At 44.6% G+C, this 16,700-nt stretch carries 16 protein-coding genes; 1 reads left to right on the top strand and 15 read right to left on the bottom strand.

Going from position 1 to position 16,700, the window contains the following annotated elements; translation table 11 throughout:
• Positions 1-346: 346 nt before the first annotated feature.
• Entirely contained in the window at positions 347-1,069 is a 723-nt protein-coding gene (locus tag AC50YO_RS10955; protein ID WP_494846863.1) for a YheC/YheD family protein, read from the top strand.
• Between the two features lie 76 nt (positions 1,070-1,145).
• Here AC50YO_RS10955 and AC50YO_RS10950 read toward each other — a convergent pair whose 3' ends face one another.
• The 15 genes from AC50YO_RS10950 to AC50YO_RS10880 all read right to left on the bottom strand — a co-directional run bounded on the left by AC50YO_RS10950 (position 1,146) and on the right by AC50YO_RS10880 (position 16,415).
• Positions 1,146-1,469 carry a hypothetical protein gene (locus AC50YO_RS10950; protein ID WP_494846862.1) on the bottom strand — a complete coding sequence of 108 codons (324 nt, stop codon included), beginning with the start codon at positions 1,467-1,469 and terminating at the stop codon, positions 1,146-1,148.
• A 210-nt stretch (positions 1,470-1,679) separates the two neighbouring features.
• Complete coding sequence (locus AC50YO_RS10945) at positions 1,680-2,789, bottom strand: PQQ-dependent sugar dehydrogenase (RefSeq protein WP_494846979.1); 1,110 nt, start codon at positions 2,787-2,789, stop codon at positions 1,680-1,682.
• Positions 2,790-3,070: 281 nt separating this feature from the next.
• Positions 3,071-4,081: a S8 family peptidase gene (locus AC50YO_RS10940; protein WP_494846861.1), complete on the bottom strand. Its 1,011-nt coding sequence runs from the start codon at positions 4,079-4,081 to the stop codon at positions 3,071-3,073.
• A 444-nt stretch (positions 4,082-4,525) separates the two neighbouring features.
• Positions 4,526-4,996, bottom strand: coding sequence for a GNAT family N-acetyltransferase (locus AC50YO_RS10935; protein WP_494846860.1), 471 nt, complete (start codon positions 4,994-4,996; stop codon positions 4,526-4,528).
• Positions 4,997-5,519: 523 nt separating this feature from the next.
• Complete coding sequence (locus AC50YO_RS10930) at positions 5,520-6,251, bottom strand: glutamine amidotransferase (RefSeq protein WP_494846859.1); 732 nt, start codon at positions 6,249-6,251, stop codon at positions 5,520-5,522.
• Between the two features lie 56 nt (positions 6,252-6,307).
• Positions 6,308-7,639: an ArgE/DapE family deacylase gene (locus AC50YO_RS10925; RefSeq protein WP_494846858.1), complete on the bottom strand. Its 1,332-nt coding sequence runs from the start codon at positions 7,637-7,639 to the stop codon at positions 6,308-6,310.
• Between the two features lie 39 nt (positions 7,640-7,678).
• On the bottom strand, positions 7,679-8,188 hold the full coding sequence (locus tag AC50YO_RS10920; protein WP_494846857.1) for an ureidoglycolate lyase: 510 nt from the start codon (positions 8,186-8,188) through the stop codon (positions 7,679-7,681).
• A 27-nt stretch (positions 8,189-8,215) separates the two neighbouring features.
• A complete protein-coding gene (locus AC50YO_RS10915) occupies positions 8,216-9,244 on the bottom strand; it encodes an autoinducer 2 ABC transporter substrate-binding protein (protein ID WP_494846856.1) in 1,029 nt (342 codons plus the stop codon).
• A 5-nt stretch (positions 9,245-9,249) separates the two neighbouring features.
• Entirely contained in the window at positions 9,250-10,194 is a 945-nt protein-coding gene (locus tag AC50YO_RS10910) for an ABC transporter permease (protein WP_494846855.1), read from the bottom strand.
• The gene (locus tag AC50YO_RS10905) at positions 10,191-11,153 is read right to left on the bottom strand and encodes an ABC transporter permease (RefSeq protein WP_494846854.1); all 963 of its coding nucleotides are present in this window, start codon (positions 11,151-11,153) and stop codon (positions 10,191-10,193) included. The genes AC50YO_RS10910 and AC50YO_RS10905 overlap by 4 nt, the downstream gene beginning before the upstream one ends.
• Positions 11,150-12,661 (bottom strand): sugar ABC transporter ATP-binding protein, encoded by a 1,512-nt coding sequence (locus AC50YO_RS10900; protein ID WP_494846853.1) that lies wholly within the window; start codon positions 12,659-12,661, stop codon positions 11,150-11,152. The genes AC50YO_RS10905 and AC50YO_RS10900 overlap by 4 nt, the downstream gene beginning before the upstream one ends.
• Positions 12,662-12,808: 147 nt before the next feature.
• Positions 12,809-13,726 carry a ribokinase gene (gene rbsK / locus AC50YO_RS10895; RefSeq protein ID WP_494846852.1) on the bottom strand — a complete coding sequence of 306 codons (918 nt, stop codon included), beginning with the start codon at positions 13,724-13,726 and terminating at the stop codon, positions 12,809-12,811.
• A gap of 18 nt (positions 13,727-13,744) precedes the next feature.
• Positions 13,745-14,782 (bottom strand): LacI family DNA-binding transcriptional regulator, encoded by a 1,038-nt coding sequence (locus AC50YO_RS10890; protein ID WP_494846851.1) that lies wholly within the window; start codon positions 14,780-14,782, stop codon positions 13,745-13,747.
• A gap of 660 nt (positions 14,783-15,442) precedes the next feature.
• Complete coding sequence (locus AC50YO_RS10885) at positions 15,443-15,910, bottom strand: DUF8821 family protein (protein WP_494846850.1); 468 nt, start codon at positions 15,908-15,910, stop codon at positions 15,443-15,445.
• Between the two features lie 25 nt (positions 15,911-15,935).
• Positions 15,936-16,415, bottom strand: a complete 480-nt coding sequence (locus AC50YO_RS10880; protein WP_494846849.1) for a GyrI-like domain-containing protein — start codon at positions 16,413-16,415, stop codon at positions 15,936-15,938.
• Between the last annotated feature and the right edge of the window lie 285 nt (positions 16,416-16,700).

The following is a 16,700-nucleotide window of genomic DNA, read 5'->3' as shown; positions in this document are numbered from 1 at the left end:
CTCCTATCTCAGGTATCTTCCAAATGCAATACTCGCCCCAATATACCTACTCTATTACTCTTTCTTTTTCATGCATTCCTATCTCCGGCATATGGAGCTATGAACTCTATTTTAACATCTTAATCACTAATTATCTTCAATTGATTCTACAACTATTTTTATGATGGAGTAACTCTCTGATCAGTATTGAGCGGAAGATATACAAAAAACAAACCGTGCTCTTACTCATACATTCTCCAGCCTTCTTTATCTGCTACGGCTCATAAATATGGACGATTAGTCACTTATGCCGATCGCTAATTTGACTTAGAATTACCTTAATAGATTGAAAAAGGCTGTGATTCCAATGTTATTCAAAAGAGACAAATGGTTGCAGTATCGCATTCTCCGCAAGGGTTCCTCTATCGCCAGACAGCTGCCAGAAACACAGTTGCTTAACAAGAACGCTTTAGCGAAGATGCTGCTTCATTATCAAAGTGTTGTACTGAAGCCTCGCGACGGGAGTTACGGAAAGGATATCCTATTCATTAAACGGATTAGTGCGAATTCCTTTCGTATTCGCAGCGAAAAGAATGCTGTCACCATGCGAGACACCGATAAGGTATTCCAAGAGCTTCGCAAAAAAAAACGTAGTGGTGGATATATTGTCCAAAGGCGTCTGCAGCTTGCCCAAATTCAACATAAGCCGTTCGACATTCGGATAATGGCTCAGCGAAAAAAAGGTTCTTCATCCAGTTGGAACGTGACTGGCTCGTACGCAAAAGTGGCGGCGCAAGGATATCTAGTCACAAATGTGACGAGCCGTATCATTCCAGCGCTTGAGGCGCTTCAATTAGCCAGAATCGGAGAGCGGAGCTTGCTTGCCAAAGCGGAACGGATCGCACTATTGGCTGCCAAAAGACTAGGAGAGCGTTACCCCAAGCTTCGACAAGTCGGCTTCGATATAGGTATCGACAGGAAACGTAGAATTTGGATTATCGAAGGCAACTATCAACCGGACTTGCGCCCTTTTCGGCGCTTAAAAGATTCCACGATGTATCGCAGAATAAAATGGTACAACAAACATTAAAGGAAAAAAAGACGACTAGCCATAAATCTGGCCCGTCGTCTTGTCATGCTTGCTCCCTAATGCCACGCTTGGAATTTTACCTGCGTTTACTGGTACTTACAACGCGCGTCACTTGAAACTTATTTACCCCGACTTGTATAATGGCAAACTTGCTGTATGAAGTGCCGGAAGAAGTATAAGGTTCCGCTTGAATATTTCCACTCGGCGTTCTAACCGTTGCGGTGATTCTAGTCACCAAACAGACTCCACGGCTAGAGGCTCTCCAAGTCTCATCACGCTGTACCTCATAATTGTCGTCACTGCAAAAGATAGATGCATATTCAACTCTCCCAAACGCATTAAACGAAGTAGAGTTAAATATCTGAACGGGGTCATAACCGTTAGGTCTTCTAATTCCCATCCTCAAAACCTCCTTATTATTAATATAGTTTAGTAGATGCAATTGAATCTTTTTGGTGAGGTATAAATGTGGACAAGGGAAAAAAAAAGCGTTTGTCTAGAATCGTAAGGATATGGCAGCTTAAGATGCTGTATCTTAAACAAAAAGAACCACCCTAATCGTTCAATAGGTGGTTCTCAGCCAAGCTACTTATATTAAACTTGCCTTGTTTTAATTTGATGCCGGAAGTGACAATTTATAAAGTTTGTCCCCCTTCTCCTCTGCAATTCCACGACCATCTGTATTATTGCTAATGAAATAAAGGAAGTTATCTTCAATTAGCACATCCCGGATTCTGCCCAGTCCGGTTATGAGATTCCGTTGTTCGCGTGTTTCAAGATCAAACACCAATACAGCGGATCCTCTTAATGCTGCAACATATAAATTCCCATTAAAGTAGTCCATGCCAGATGGAGCCCAAGTTGCTTCATCCCCAGAAGTAAATAGTGGCGCTCCCATTCCTTCTTGTTCCATATATCCTTCAATCAGCGGCCATCCATAATTTCTACCTGCTTGTATTTCATTAATCTCATCATTTGCACTGTTGCCATGCTCGCTCGCATAAAGCGTTCCGTCAGAGGACCAAGCCAACCCTTGCGGATTTCGGTGTCCATAACTAAAAACATAGGAATCCGGTATTGGATTATCGTCAGGTATCGCCCCATTTAGATTCATTCTTAAAATTTTACCGCCTAAAGAATCCAATTCTTGTGCCAAACTGGCTTTAGATGCATCGCCTGCTGTTGCATAAAGCTTGCCATCCGGTCCAATCTTGAGCCTTCCCCCGTGGTGATAGGAACCGCTGGGGATACGATCGAGAAGCAATTGCTCCTCCCTCCAAATGTCCCCTTCCAAACGGAGGGTTACAATGCGGTTAAATTGTCCGGAATTGTCTTCATACGTATAATAAGCATAAGCTAAATTCGTACTGGTGAAGTCAGGGGCTAGCACAAGCCCTAATAGCCCTGCCTCCGAGGCTGTCGCAAGTTCTTTATTTAGTTCAACATGCTGACGCTCCGTTTTACCATTCTCGAACTTCACTATGTTGCCTGATCTTTCAGTTAGATAAAAGATATTGCCCGATTTAGTAATTGACCAAGGAGCCTCAAGATGATCTGCAATCACTTCTGGATGATTAGTAGACAGTAGTTCTTTATCCTTCGAAGTATTCTTCTGGCTGATAGTAGAATTAGCTTGCTCCTCTTCGGAAGTTTGTTGCCTGCTATCAGAACATCCAGTGATCAATAGCAATACGAACAGAAATGGTAAGATTCGCTTCAACTCCATTGCCTCCCCTTAATCTATTCTTTCGATTATCACTTGAAAGTCATTACTCATACTTGCAAGCTTATCTAAAAGCCTCTCCATATCAGATCAATCTCTGGCGCCTCCTCAGTAGTTAGTCTTTCTTCTATTATAATCTATACCAAACCTATAACTCTATTGAAGCTCAGGAGAGTTAGGAACAACAATAACTCCATGAGCAAAATAAAAACATGCGAACCATAAAATGATTCGCATGTTTTTGTAAACCTGTCGTATTACATTGTTGTTACGCTAGACTATCTCGAGAGCGCAGGCTCGTGATTCCGTACACTAACAGATTCAGGAGATACGACGACGTGATGATTAAGTTGCAATAGGCCACACCCTTCCAGTCTCGGGTCTTGTGCGAGTGAAACGGTTCGTTTTATTAGCTGGGCATAGATTTCCGGTTCTGTGAATTTTCTTCTATATTTAGTCTCAAGAAAATTAATGAGCAAAGCAGCAGCACCAGCCACATGTGGGGAAGCCATTGAGGTTCCTGCTAATTGTGCATATTTAGGCTGAGTATAAGTCGACCAGATGCCATCACCAGGCGCAACAAGATCCACCTGATTATTGGTATTGGTGAACCCAGGGAAAGTGCCATTCAGACTAATCGCTCCTACGCATACAGACTCTGGGTAAGCGCCGGGGTAACTGACTTCGTCTCGTTCTGCACCAGATCCAGCGCCTGCATTGCCTGCTGCGCAGACGACCAAGATATCGTTATTAACAGCAGCCTTCACGGCATCATGCAGAGCTGGATCGTCGAATTCACTACCTAGGGACATATTAATGACGCGAACTCGCTGCCTATTGTCTGGACCGCCACGCCAATTGATACAGAATTGAATCGCTTTTACGATATCCTCGTTAGACGCGCTGAATCGCACGCCTTCAGCTGTATTCATTCGCTGCATTACTTTTGCGATCAGCAGCTTCACTTTAGGCGCTACACCGATAACACCGTTCCCATTCTCTACAGCCGCGATCGTACCTGCAACATGTGTGCCATGACCGCTGAAGTCAGTAACATCACTATCCGCTCCTTCAGAAGCAACGAAGTTGCGAGTTGCTACAATATTGCTGCTCAGATCGACATGCTGCACATTACATCCACTGTCGATAATCGCGACAACAACATCCTCGCCTTTACGGCTTTCTTGCCAGACTTGTTCTGCTTTTATCATCTGAACACCAGCAGGCATCTCGTGAATCGCTTCTTGTTGTGCTAATACTTCATATTTAGGTATTCGAAAATCAGTCATATAAACATCTCCTTCTGTACAAGATATTCCTGTTTACCATTGAGTAGCGTGGTCGATATTAGATTTCACTATACTCAGTAAAAAATGCCAGTAGATGATAACCATCAATTTGCTTGATTTGCTTGATCAGTTTGAATAATTGAAGAAAAGCTCTTTGGTTCATTAGATATAATAATGTAGCCATTCTGCTTGTTGTTATAAAAATCGAAACCAAAACAAGTAGTTTCCCAGATAGCGTGTTGCCACTGCTACGTAAACTGTGCGTTTGAAAACCACCTTTGTTAAAAACGCTGTTCTTTGCAATCTGCTCTTCCTTAATAATAAAAAAAACCACTCCGAGGAGTGGTCTAGACTGGACAAGCCTCAATATTATAGACAATGAATAAAGCCTACAAACTGAGCTATTTAATGACAAATCGAATCTATCGCTGCGTTATAGTCCTGTTAGCTTAAAGCAAACTCCTTCTTCAAAATTGAATAATAATACTGGTCTGTCCATTGATTCCGCCAATAAAGTTCTTCCTTAAAAACAGCTTCCTTGGTCATACCAATACGTTCCATCAATGCTGCCGATTTTTTATCCATTGAATTGCACATTCCTACGACTTTATGAGCATCCAATTTGTCAAAAGCAAATTTTAATAATAAGTTAGCTGCTTCGCTGCCAAACCCTTGTCCTCTAAATTCAGGAAGAATTGCAAAGCCAAACTCCCAACTCCTTCTATGTTCAATATAGCTCCAAATTTGTGCCAAGCCTATTGGTGTTTTATTACCTTCCACCGGCAAATTAATCACAAAATCATAACTATTCACCTTGTCCCTATTTTCAATTTTTTCGGTATATTCCCTTCGCACAGCTTCTTGATCCGACTGGACACTTTCCTCGAAATACCATAAATCTTTGTCACACCCCATTCGTTCAATTAAGGTCGCCGATGGACCTACATTATTATATACCAGCTATTCCGCATTCCTCCTGTGCCTCAGCTATATGGTTTGCCGATGCTGTCATTATAGGAACGGTCAATCGACCTTGATGGTCCATCTCTATTAAGCCCCGCTTCCAGCCTATACTCGATGGCAGCCTTTACGTGAAAAGCTACATTGGATAGAACTAGGAGTGGAGAGTCCTATCCTGATACCGCAGTTTTTTCAGACTGAGGTATAGACGGTAAGGTAGCCTCAATCGCTTTATTCAGCAGGAGCACTCACAGGTAAAGTTTTTAGTACAAAATCTAGCGTTTCAAATACCAAAGTTTATTTTTGATTTACTTTTATCATATCAACACTAGCAGGCATCTTGATATGCTCCACTCACTTTTACACTATGTGCATATCAGAAAATTAAGGCAGCAGCTTGCAGCATAGAAATAGCGCCTGCTGGCACGAAGCCAGCAGGCGCTATTTCTATACTAATTCAGATAAATGATTGCTTCGTTTATTTTAAATATTTCATGAGATTAGACCAAAAGGCCGAATAATGCTCCCAATTCATGAATTCCAGTGAACCCCAGTGCGGAGAGCAGTCGCTTGCAAAAGCGGCCGTCTTGCCTTTGCCATAAGTTCCGACTGTCAGAATGGCATCCCCCTCATGGGTAAGCAATTCTTCTGCGTCCGACTTGGCTGACAGCTTATTATAGCCCAGAAGCCTTGGCCATTCTCCCAAATCATCCACTAAGGGATGGGACTTAGAGACAACAGGCGAGAAGCCGCTCGGCATTTCTACGCGATCATCATAATTCGTCATGACAACCGGCAGAACCTCTGCCAAGACCGTATTTTTATAATTTGCTTTCCCCTCAATCCCCATAAAAGTCAGGTAACCGCCAACCATCAGGAGACCGCCGCCTTCAGCAACATATTGCTTAATTAGCTCAAGAGCATTCGGAATAATTTTCATTTGATAAAAAGTAGAATTTTGCAGCAGGAATGTATTCGCGCCTACATCACTAAGCACAATCGCATCATAAGCTTTGAGCTCTTCCAATGATTGCGGAAAGCGTACCTGTACCTCATGCGCCGGCATGTAGGTGACATCAATGCCCTGCTCACGCAGACAGGATAACAAATACGTCGCTCCCTCCTCATATTTGGTTGAAGTAAAGCTGTCATAACCTTTCGTATGAATCATATGCACTATCCAAGATTCTCCAATAAATAAAATCTTCATTGGGTAAGCACCTCCGTTTTTTTTATATCGCAGCTTTTCTGCCATTTTGTCAAACCTTAGGCCTCTTCAATTTCACACCAGTCCACAATCGTTTTGGCAATCATCTTGACAGCCTGAATCACTTCATCTATAGGCGTGAACTCATCACTGTGATGGGCAAGACTAGGGTCGCCGGGACCAAAGTTGACGGTTGGAATGCCTACGTTCACCGGCCAACCCATATCGGTATGGAAGCCGAGTCCTTCAATTTTGCCTTCCTCTCCAATCGCCTTGAGTGATTGTACACAAGTCTGAACGAAAGGATCAGATACATCGGTCTCTGCACAGTCTGCATCAACCATCCATACGATTTCTGGCATATGCTCGCTTAGCCATGGATCTGATTCGGCCACCTGCCGTAGAAAGTCGGTCAATTCCTTCTTCACATTGCCGCCTACCAGCTTCTCATCGCGTTCGGACGGCAAGTACTGGGCATTAAATACGATCTCCGCTTCATTCGCGAAAGAGGTTGGATACTCCCCCGCATTTAATTGAGCTACATGCACCTGGCAAGGAATAGATAAATAAGGATGTGTCTTGCTTACTGCCCACTCCTCATTTAAGCGATCCAAATGTTCCAGAATATATCTCGCTTTTTTAATAGCATCTACAGCACCGCCATCCTTATGATCCGCTTGCGGCATTTCAATATGGCCACTGCGGCCTTGAATCCTGATTTTGCCCCATAAAATCCCTCTGCATAGAGGGGCGATGGTCAGCGAGGTTGGCTCGGTCAATATGCATGCATCTGCCCTGTAGCCATGGTGAATGAAATCAAGCGCCCCCATGCCTCCAGCTTCCTCATCTACCACGGTTCCAACCACAACTGGCCCTTTCAATTTAAAGCCGCTGCGCAGGATAGCCTCGACAGCCATAATCATAGCCGCTACGCCACCCTTCATATCGACAGTGCCTCGGCCGTACATTTTTCCATCGATAATCTTGCCCTCGAACGGATCGACCGTCCATTTCGTGCCTGCCATAACAACGTCAATGTGACCGAACAAGAGCAGGGACTTTCCTTGAGTTCCTTGGCCGAACGTAGCTGCCAGATTAGGCCGGCCTGAAAAATCTCTCCCCGGATAATAACCCGCCATGCCTTCGTATTGCTTCAATTCATCGGCAACTGGCTCCCACATTTCGATATCCGCACCTAGACCTTCCAGCTTGCCGGCAAGAAACTCTTGAAGCTCTTTTTCTTTGGATGGGGCTGGCTCATCGAAGAACCAGGGATTCACGCTTGGAATTTGAATAAGCTGCTGCAAAAATTGAATAATTTCATCTTGGTGGCTCTCAATCCACTCCATCACTTGCTGTTCTTGGTTCATGACTTTCTGTTCTTGGTTCATCGCTTATGCTCCTTCTTGGCAGGAGTAGTGCCTGCTCTGTTATTCGAACCGAACGGTATGTCCGCCGGCAAAATCAACCCATGGATTAATCATTTCATCGCCAAACTTATCCTTTTTCTTCTCAATTCCGAACATATATCGGGCATCGTCAGAGGCCGGGTAGGCCGGGCTATGCCAGACTCCGCGATTGATTACAATGGCTTGTCCAGGCTTTATCCTAAAACACCTGACAGTAGAGTAATCAGGATGCTCATCCGGGTCTTCAATGTCGATACATTTTGCTACGGGCTGTACTATCTCACGGTCAAAGGTAAGCAGCAGTTCTTCACGACTGACATGCCTCTCCATCGCCGTCACGACAAATTCACGCCGCTTCGTGACCACTAGGCCGAATCCGATCGGTTCTGATACGTCCAGCATTTGAATATAGCTCCAACAATCCCATCCGTCTCCGGCTTTGGAAGGGTCTATAGCAGGCAAATCAATCAATTTGCCATAGGGCGCAAAGGCCTTCTCCGTCAAATCTTCGATGAGCACTTTATGTTCCATCTAAACTGCCTCCTAGCAAGGGGATAATTAGAAATCAAAGCTGTCTACATTTTCTTTGGTAACTTCCAGCGTTCCGATAAATACATTTTGTCCATCGACCTTAATCGTGCCTACTGACGGAATTTCCATGCCGTCCGTAATCTCTTTGCCCTGCGCCAATTGATCCAAAATATAGACCGTCACATAGGCTAACTTACCTGGATCCCAAATAATATCTGTTTTGATGGTGCCGTTTTTGATGTAATTTTTCACTAAGCTTGGTACGGCAATACCCGTTATGGCAATTTGGTTTTTCTCCAAGGTGCCTGCCTTCACAGCTTGTTCTACAACCTCTGCCGCTGCTGTCGGTTCACCGCCTGCGAATCCGATAATCCCTTTTAAATCAGGGTACGTCTTGATTAGGTTTTGCGCATTGGCATACGCCTTCTGTTGATCATCATCGCTGGCAACGGTCGTAACGACCTTCACCTCTGGATAGTTAGCCGCAAAATAAGCTTTTGCCGCATTAGATTTGGCAATCTGATTTTGAGAGCCCAGTCCGGCTACCATGAACGCTACTTGTCCTTTGCCGCCAATTTCTTCACCAATCGTTTTGGCCAGCAGCTCTCCGACCTCTTGATCTGTCCCTGGTGCTACATAATATTGACGATCCGTCTCTGGAGCATCACTATCCCACGTAACGATCTTGACATCTTGACTCGCTGCCTTCTTGAAGACTGGTCCTACAGCTTTTGCATCGTTAGGCGATACGCCGATTCCGCTCACTTTGCGTGTCAACATATCTTGAATCATATTAATTTGCTTGGCGGAATCCGCTTCTGTCGGAGCATTGAACAGAACCTCTACGTTCAAATCCTTCTCCGCTTTCTTGGCTCCTTTCTCTGCTGCTGCCCAGTAGGCTGGTCCGATCGACTTTGGATTCATGAAGTACGTTCTTTTGCCCGATGGGGAAGCTCCCTCATTGGTATCTCCTCCGGCATTATTGCTCGTATTTCCGCAAGCTACCAAATTCAAAGACAATACACCCGTTAGTAACGCCAAAGCTAGTTTTTTCATGGGTTTCACACTCCATTGAATTTTTTATTTCCTACAGCGAGCAGAAGCAGCGCGCCTAGGATAACCGCCTGGTAAAGCACTGATACGCCGAGCAAATTCAAGCCATTACGTAAAAACACAATGATCAGCAGCCCAACAAATGTCCCTGCAAGACTCCCCCTTCCCCCAAAAATATGCGTGCCTCCTATCAGAGTAGCTGTGATAACATCAAGCTCTATATTTGTACCCGATGTCGCCTCTGCGCTTGCTAGACGAGACATCAGGAATACACCCGCCAAAGCCGAAAATAAACCGCTAAGCATAAAGAGTATAAATCGTATGCGTACTACTGAAATGCCCGAATAGTGAACGACTTCTTCTTTATTCCCAATCCCATACACATAGGTGCTGAATCTTGTTTTCTTCATGATGAAGCTGGCTATCAGAAACATCACCACGAGGAATATCGCGTTGAATGGAACTCCCCCAATATACTGTTGGCCTAAAAAGTAAAAAGAATCGGGAAATCCGCTGATCGGCCTGCCTTCATTAATGACGTACACTAGACCTCGAAGCATGACCAGCATCCCGATGGTGACGACAATCGCCTGCATCCGGTGCCTCGCAATCAAATAGCCGTTAACCGCTCCGCATAATACTCCTGCCAGCAAGCCGATCCCCATACTGACCCAAATATTGATGCCACGCTCAAATGCAACTCCCATACAAACGGCGGAGAACGCTAGAATCGAACCTACCGACAGATCCATGGCACCGGATATAATAATCATGGTCATAGGAATCGCGATCAGGCCGACCTCAACCATCTGATTCAGCACATTCATAAAGTTAGTAACAGACAGAAAGTAGGGAGACAAAATACTGAACAGAACGAGAATGAAAAACAGCAAAACCAACTGAACCACCAATTTATTTGACTTGAGCGAGAACTGGCTTGTCCATGCACTCATATCAAATCACCCTCTTTGCCTTTGTTTTGACGGCTGCGCTGCAGTGTATTAATAACAATTGCCAGAATAATCAGAAAACCGGTTGTAGCATCTACCCAGAACGGAGACACCTTAGAGATAATCAGTCCGTTTTTAATAATGCCCATAAAGAGGACGCCCAGCATCGTTCCTGCTACAGTACCGATACCGCCGAATATGCTTCCGCCGCCGATCAGAACGGCTGCCATCACTTCAAATGCTAAGCTGTTTCCTGCTGTTGATGCCTGTACGCTGCCTACCTTGGAGGCAAAAATAACCGATGCCACCCCAACAAGCAAGCCTGTTAACACGTACACCTTAAATTTCGACTTGGCTACGCTGATACCCGCAAGCTTGGCGGCGGAACCATTTCCTCCGATCGCGTAGATCCTTCTGCCCACCCGAGTGAATTTGAGCAAGTAGATGAAGATCGCTATAAGAAGAACCGCTATTAACAAGGGAAAGGAAATGCCAAGCAGTGTACCTTGTCCGAAGTAGCGAAAGCCTTCCGGAAAGTTGGTCATCCAGGTTCCTCCACTGATGCCAACCGCAATTCCTCTGAATATATACATGGTGGCTAAAGTAACAATGATATCGGGAATCTTCCTCACTGCAATAAAATAACCATTGACCATCCCGCACAAGACTCCGATGACTATCCCCATTAACGCTGCAAGCCACGGATGGATACCATGACTGAGAAACAGCCCGACAGAGGTTGCTGTCACTGCTAGAACAGAGCCTACCGATAAATCCATCCCTCCCAAAAGGATAACCATGGTCATTCCTATCGCTACAATAAACATGGAGATGTTCTGATCCAAAATCAGCCGTATATTATCGAATTGAAGAAAATCGGGCGAAATAATTGAAAACAATAGAATGACAAGAATCGTAAATACAATGATAGGCGCTTCATGTACATTCAAAAGACGTTTCATATAGTGCCTCCTTCTAGGCGGGGATGTGAAGCTCGCTGCAGCAATTGCTCCTGATCAGCTTCCCCATGTGCGAATTCATGCACGACCTCACCCTTATACAGCACCAAGATGCGATCACTCAGCCCTATTACCTCCGGCATTTCGGAAGAAATCAGCAAGATGCTCAACCCTTCCTCCGCCAGTTGATGAATTATATTGTAGATCTCTGCCTTAGCCCCAACATCGACGCCTCGTGTCGGCTCTTCCAGAATGAGAATTTCCGGTTTGGCTGCAAGCCATTTGCCAATGACGACCTTCTGCTGATTGCCTCCGCTCAGAAAATCTACGCTTTGCTGATCGCTGGGCGCTTTAATCCGCAGCTTCTCCATATATTCGCCGCTCATCTGCTGGATTCGAGCACGATCCATGACGATACCCTTGGATAGCTGGGGCAGTATAGGAAGCGACAAATTTTGCCGAATCGACATTGGTTTAATGATGCCCTGACGATGACGATCTGGGGGAACATAAGCAATTCGCTTGGCTTTGGCTTCGCTAGGGCTATTAATTTTAACTGCAGTGCCATTGATTATAATTTCACCCGTTCCACGTTTTAACCCGAAGAGACGCTCTGCAATGGTATGTGAACCTGAGCCCGGAACACCGAACAAACCTAGAATTTCTCCCCTGCGGAGCTCGAAGGAGATGTGATGAGTGGAATCAAGCGACATTTGATTCACCTGCAGCACGACCTTTTCCCCATGCTCTTGCTTACGTACCGGATACAGCTGATTGACCTCTTTGCCAACCATCATTTGAATGAGGCTCTGTTCAGTTACCTCATCGATGCTTCGGGTATTAATCTTGATTCCATCCCGCAGAACCGTCACCTTGTCCGCAATTTCGAAAATTTCCTTCATGCGGTGAGAGACATACACAATAGCTACGCCCTGAGCCCGCAATCGGTTGACAACCTCGAACATCTTCTTCACTTCGTTTTCGGGCAAAGCGGCCGATGGCTCATCCATAATCAACACGTCAGCTTGAAAGGAAAGCGCTTTCGCAATTTCGATGACTTGCTGGCTATGAACGCCAAGATGGCGAACCTCCTTGCGGACATCGATTTCACCTCCTCCAATGGAATCAACCAGACGCTGCGCCTCGTCAAACATCTTTGACCACTTAATTCGTCCGAGCTTACCTACCATTTCCGGCCGATCGATAAATATATTTTCCGCTGCTGACAAATTGGAGAATAAATTAAATTCCTGATGAATAATCGATACTCCTTGCCGCTGAGCATCCAGCGGGTTGCCGAAGGTCACTTCCTTGCCCTTCAGCTTGATCTTTCCCTGTGTCGCTGAATAGACGCCAGATAAAATCTTCATCAGCGTAGATTTTCCCGCTCCGTTCTCCCCCATGAGTGCATGAACCTCACCTGGATACAGCTCAAAGCTGACATCGGACAGCGCCTTTACTCCCGGAAATTCCTTGCTGATTCCTTCCATTCTCAGAACCGGATGCCTCATCATTCGACCTCCTCTTCATCTTGACTAGCTGAAGTTTTTAGGTAACTTTAACAAGACTAAGCGTTAATGAGTCAAAGTCTTGAGCTATAGGGATTCCTTTCAAGAAAGAAATCCCGTATATGATTTGAAATTGTGAGTTTTATCGCTCTAAAATGATACACTTGCCAGAAATGCGCTTACCTGTTCTTCTGTCGGAATAGAGCTTTGTGCACCAGCAGCTGATACGGCGATTGCCGAAGCTGCTGTCGCATAATACAAGCTTTTCTTGATCTCTTCTCCCGCTGCATATTTGGCAGCGAAAGCTCCGATGAAGGTATCTCCGGCAGCTGTCGTATCCACGACAGCTACTGGGAATGCAGGCATTTCAACATGCATTCCGGCTTGGTCCATATAGAGTGAACCCTTGCTGCCCAATGTAATAATAAGATGAGGAATACCCGCTTCAATCATTTGCTTCGCCGCTTGCCGAGCCTCGCTGATCCCATCAATCTTAATACCACTCAGCTCTTCGGCTTCCAGCTCATTTAGTATCAAGAAGGTGACCTTCCTTAGCTGATCGGGGTCAAAGCCGGCGATCGGTGCCGGGTTCATAAATACCGGAATGTTTGCCTCGGCTGCCCGGTCCAGAACTAGCGTATTCGCAGCGCTAGAAATTTCATTTTGCAATAAAATGATGTCGTATCCCGCTAGCTCTAGTTTATCCACATCAGCTTCATCATAAGCCTCATTAGCGCCGGCAGATAAAATGATGTTATTCTCGCCTGCTTGATCTATCGCAATCAATGCGATGCCGGTCATCACCGGCTTCTTAATAACCAAGCCAAGGTCAATTCGATCTTCCGCTAATCGCTCGCTTATATCGATTCCGAAGGAATCTGTTCCTAGTGCCCCGGCCATCGCTACGAATGCCCCGGAGCGCGAGGCGGCCACCGCCTGATTAGCGCCCTTGCCCCCAATATAAAAGTTGGTTGCGTTGCCTTGTATGGTTTCGCCAGGAACAGGATGTCGATCAACCTTTGTGACAATATCCATATTCATGCTGCCAACTACCAAGATCTTCGCCATAGTTATCCTCCCGTATGACTAATTCAGCTTCTTTACCGAGCCGAATTTCATCAATTCAACATCCAAAATCATTTTTTTCAGCTTCGTCTGCCCCTTAGGTGCTTCTTTGATTTTTTGGATGAGCATTTCAGCCGCTTGAATCCCCATTTCTCTTGTAGGTCTGCTAACTACCGTTACTCTAGGCTGAACAAACTGAGCAAGCTCATTCTCATCGAATCCTATCAATGAAATATCCTCTCCGATATGGAGATTCAAATCCCGCAGCGCCTTGATCGCCCCCGTGCAGATGACATTGTTGGCTGCAAAAATGGCGGTCGGCGGCTGTTCAGATTGCATAAGCTCAACTGTAAATCGATAGCCATCCTCTTCGAGCCAGCTCCCTTGCTTATGAAGCTTAGGATCGGGTGTCAATCCACTTTCATACATAGCCTGATGATAGCCCCAATAACGATCCTTACCGTCATTAAAATCATGTGCCCCATCTATAATGGCAATTCGTACATGGCCATATTCCACGAAATGTTTGGTCGCCTCATATGCCCCGCGATAATTATCGATCAAGACGCCATCATGTCCACAATCATTAATATAGCGATCCACGAGGATGGTTGGCTTGCGAATATTCCGATAAAAGTCTGCATCCTTGTGCGTGCCAATCAAGATAATGCCGTCTACGTTTTTTCCGAGAAAGCTTTCAAAAAACTCCGCCTCTTCTGCCTCATCCTCATTTGTAGAGACAACAAGCGTGAAGAAGCCTGCTTTCTTGGCTACTTCTACCATGCCTCCAATTACTGCTGTGTAGAAGGGATTCTGAATCTCTGGAACAACGACCGACAGCATATTTGTCTTTTTGTTAACCATAGAGGCAGCCATTGTGTTGGGCACAAAGTTCAGCTCTTCAATAATCTTCAGTATTTTCTTTCGCGTCGCATCGCTTACACGATCCCGTCCATTCATCACTCGGGATACCGTAGCTACAGATACGTTTGCTTGCTTGGCTACGTCTTTTATTGTAATTTCCTTGCCGGTCATAGCTACCTCCAATCCTTTAAACATTCCTTGTCATAACGTTTTCTCATTTTTAATCATTTCACCATAAACGATATTCGCTTAACCTTTATATTAAGTTGCTAAACCGTTTACGCAATTTCTAATTTCATATTAGTACATGCTCATTCAGATTTCAATAGTTATTTTTGAAAATTAAAAAAAATTAAGCGTTTCCATTTTAGATACATGACATAATGATGTTATCTCAAGAGAGATCCTATTTATATATGATCAAAAACCATTGATTTTATGTCATTTTAACTAACATGAATTATGATTTTATTGTGTAAATATCTTTTATTAAGTTTCTTCACATTGATATACTCATTCTCATCTCTCTATATTTCTCTGTTTATGACAAATTATATGCAACATACTGCTTCAAAAAAAGCTGCGATTTTGCGAAAATAAGTGCGATAACGTTTTCGCAAATAATTCCTTTTTTAACTAATGACTGTAGCATGAAAAACAAGTGTTTTAAAATTGGGGGCGTACAACTTTACACATGCAAATATGGATAAATTTTAACGAGGACGCCGTTATATATTGTTTGCTACCCCTAACAGGTCTAGCGGTCAAAACAAATGGCGACCCAATGGCCGCCATTTGTTTTTATTAACTTGAGCTTCATGCAATGCAATTCTTTGTCTCGATGGCTTGATGGCCTCAATACTCTCCTTTAATGACGAAGAACGAGCCTCGAATGGTCCCAGCTAGTTTGGACTTCTGTCTTGCAAATTTGAAGTTCTTCTCTTCTAGCTCCTTAGGCACTTCCATCCCCTCAGATAGCTTAAACCCTACGGCCCGCTTCTTAGGATTATCCACTGTATACAGGACATTGACCGCTAGACCGTCCTCATAAAAGACGAAGGCCCATTTAATATTTTCTACTTGAAAATGTGATGTTTCCAGTGGTTTGGCCGCAAACACAATACCGCGTTCGTCTTTCAAAACTCGATTCACATAATCCAGCGTCTCCTGGCTTTTGTCGGCTGGTACGGTTGTAAATTCATGCTTGTATTTGTTCATGAAGTACCGGGCCTCATTCGCCCGCAAACCAGCTAGTGCTTCTGCTATCGGCGAAGTTTCCAGACCAACGGTTGATACATTTTTAAAATCAACGATAGTGGACATTGTACATTCCTCCTACTAATTTCGTTTACTTCTCTACAACTGGAATCCACATTTCCCCATATACAAGGCTGTCTCGCCGCCCCATCTCAACCGTTGCATTGGGCCCGCCAACATAGGCGTAACGATCGGCTGCTGGCAAGGCTTGACCGAAGGCAATGCCAGTAAGCATACTACTCAACTCATCAGCCGACTTCCCCTCGCCTTTAACGACGAGATATTGCCCCTTAGGGAATTGAATCACTCTGTGTTCTTCCGGCACCAATGAATCTGTCATCACGCCAGCATAATACATCATCTTGTGATTTACCGCTTCGTTTACGGCAAAAATATAGTCGTTCGCAGCGATTGCCTTTAACGTGTCCAGCCTTCCATCCTGCTCCACTGACCGCCAGAAATTTTCCTTCTCCTTATTTATGCCGGCATAATCCGTGTAATCGCTCTTCAGTTCCGTTCCAATACCAAGAACGATAAAGCTGTCTTTTTCCTCAAAGGTATACGTTGCCATTATATTTTAGCTCCCTTTTTTAAATGGTTTAATAAATATCTTACCTAATAATAGTGCCTTAGGTAGTAAAAGTCTATTGGAGTGACGAATGGGCTAGCGTTACTAGCATGCCCCATTAGAGTTTGCGGCTTGTCGGACGCAGCGCCCAGGAGGCGAAGCCAAGCAATTCCCAAATCCCGAGAGTACCCGTGATATATAACAGGAATCCAATATCGGTCACTTAGTCGACATTGCCGCCATATCGCATTAATTGCCCTATCCCGGTAAGTGTGCTCATTTCAATTC

The organism is Paenibacillus sp. J22P59 (genome assembly GCF_059383895.1).
This window is presented reverse-complemented; position numbering and strand designations above follow the sequence as displayed.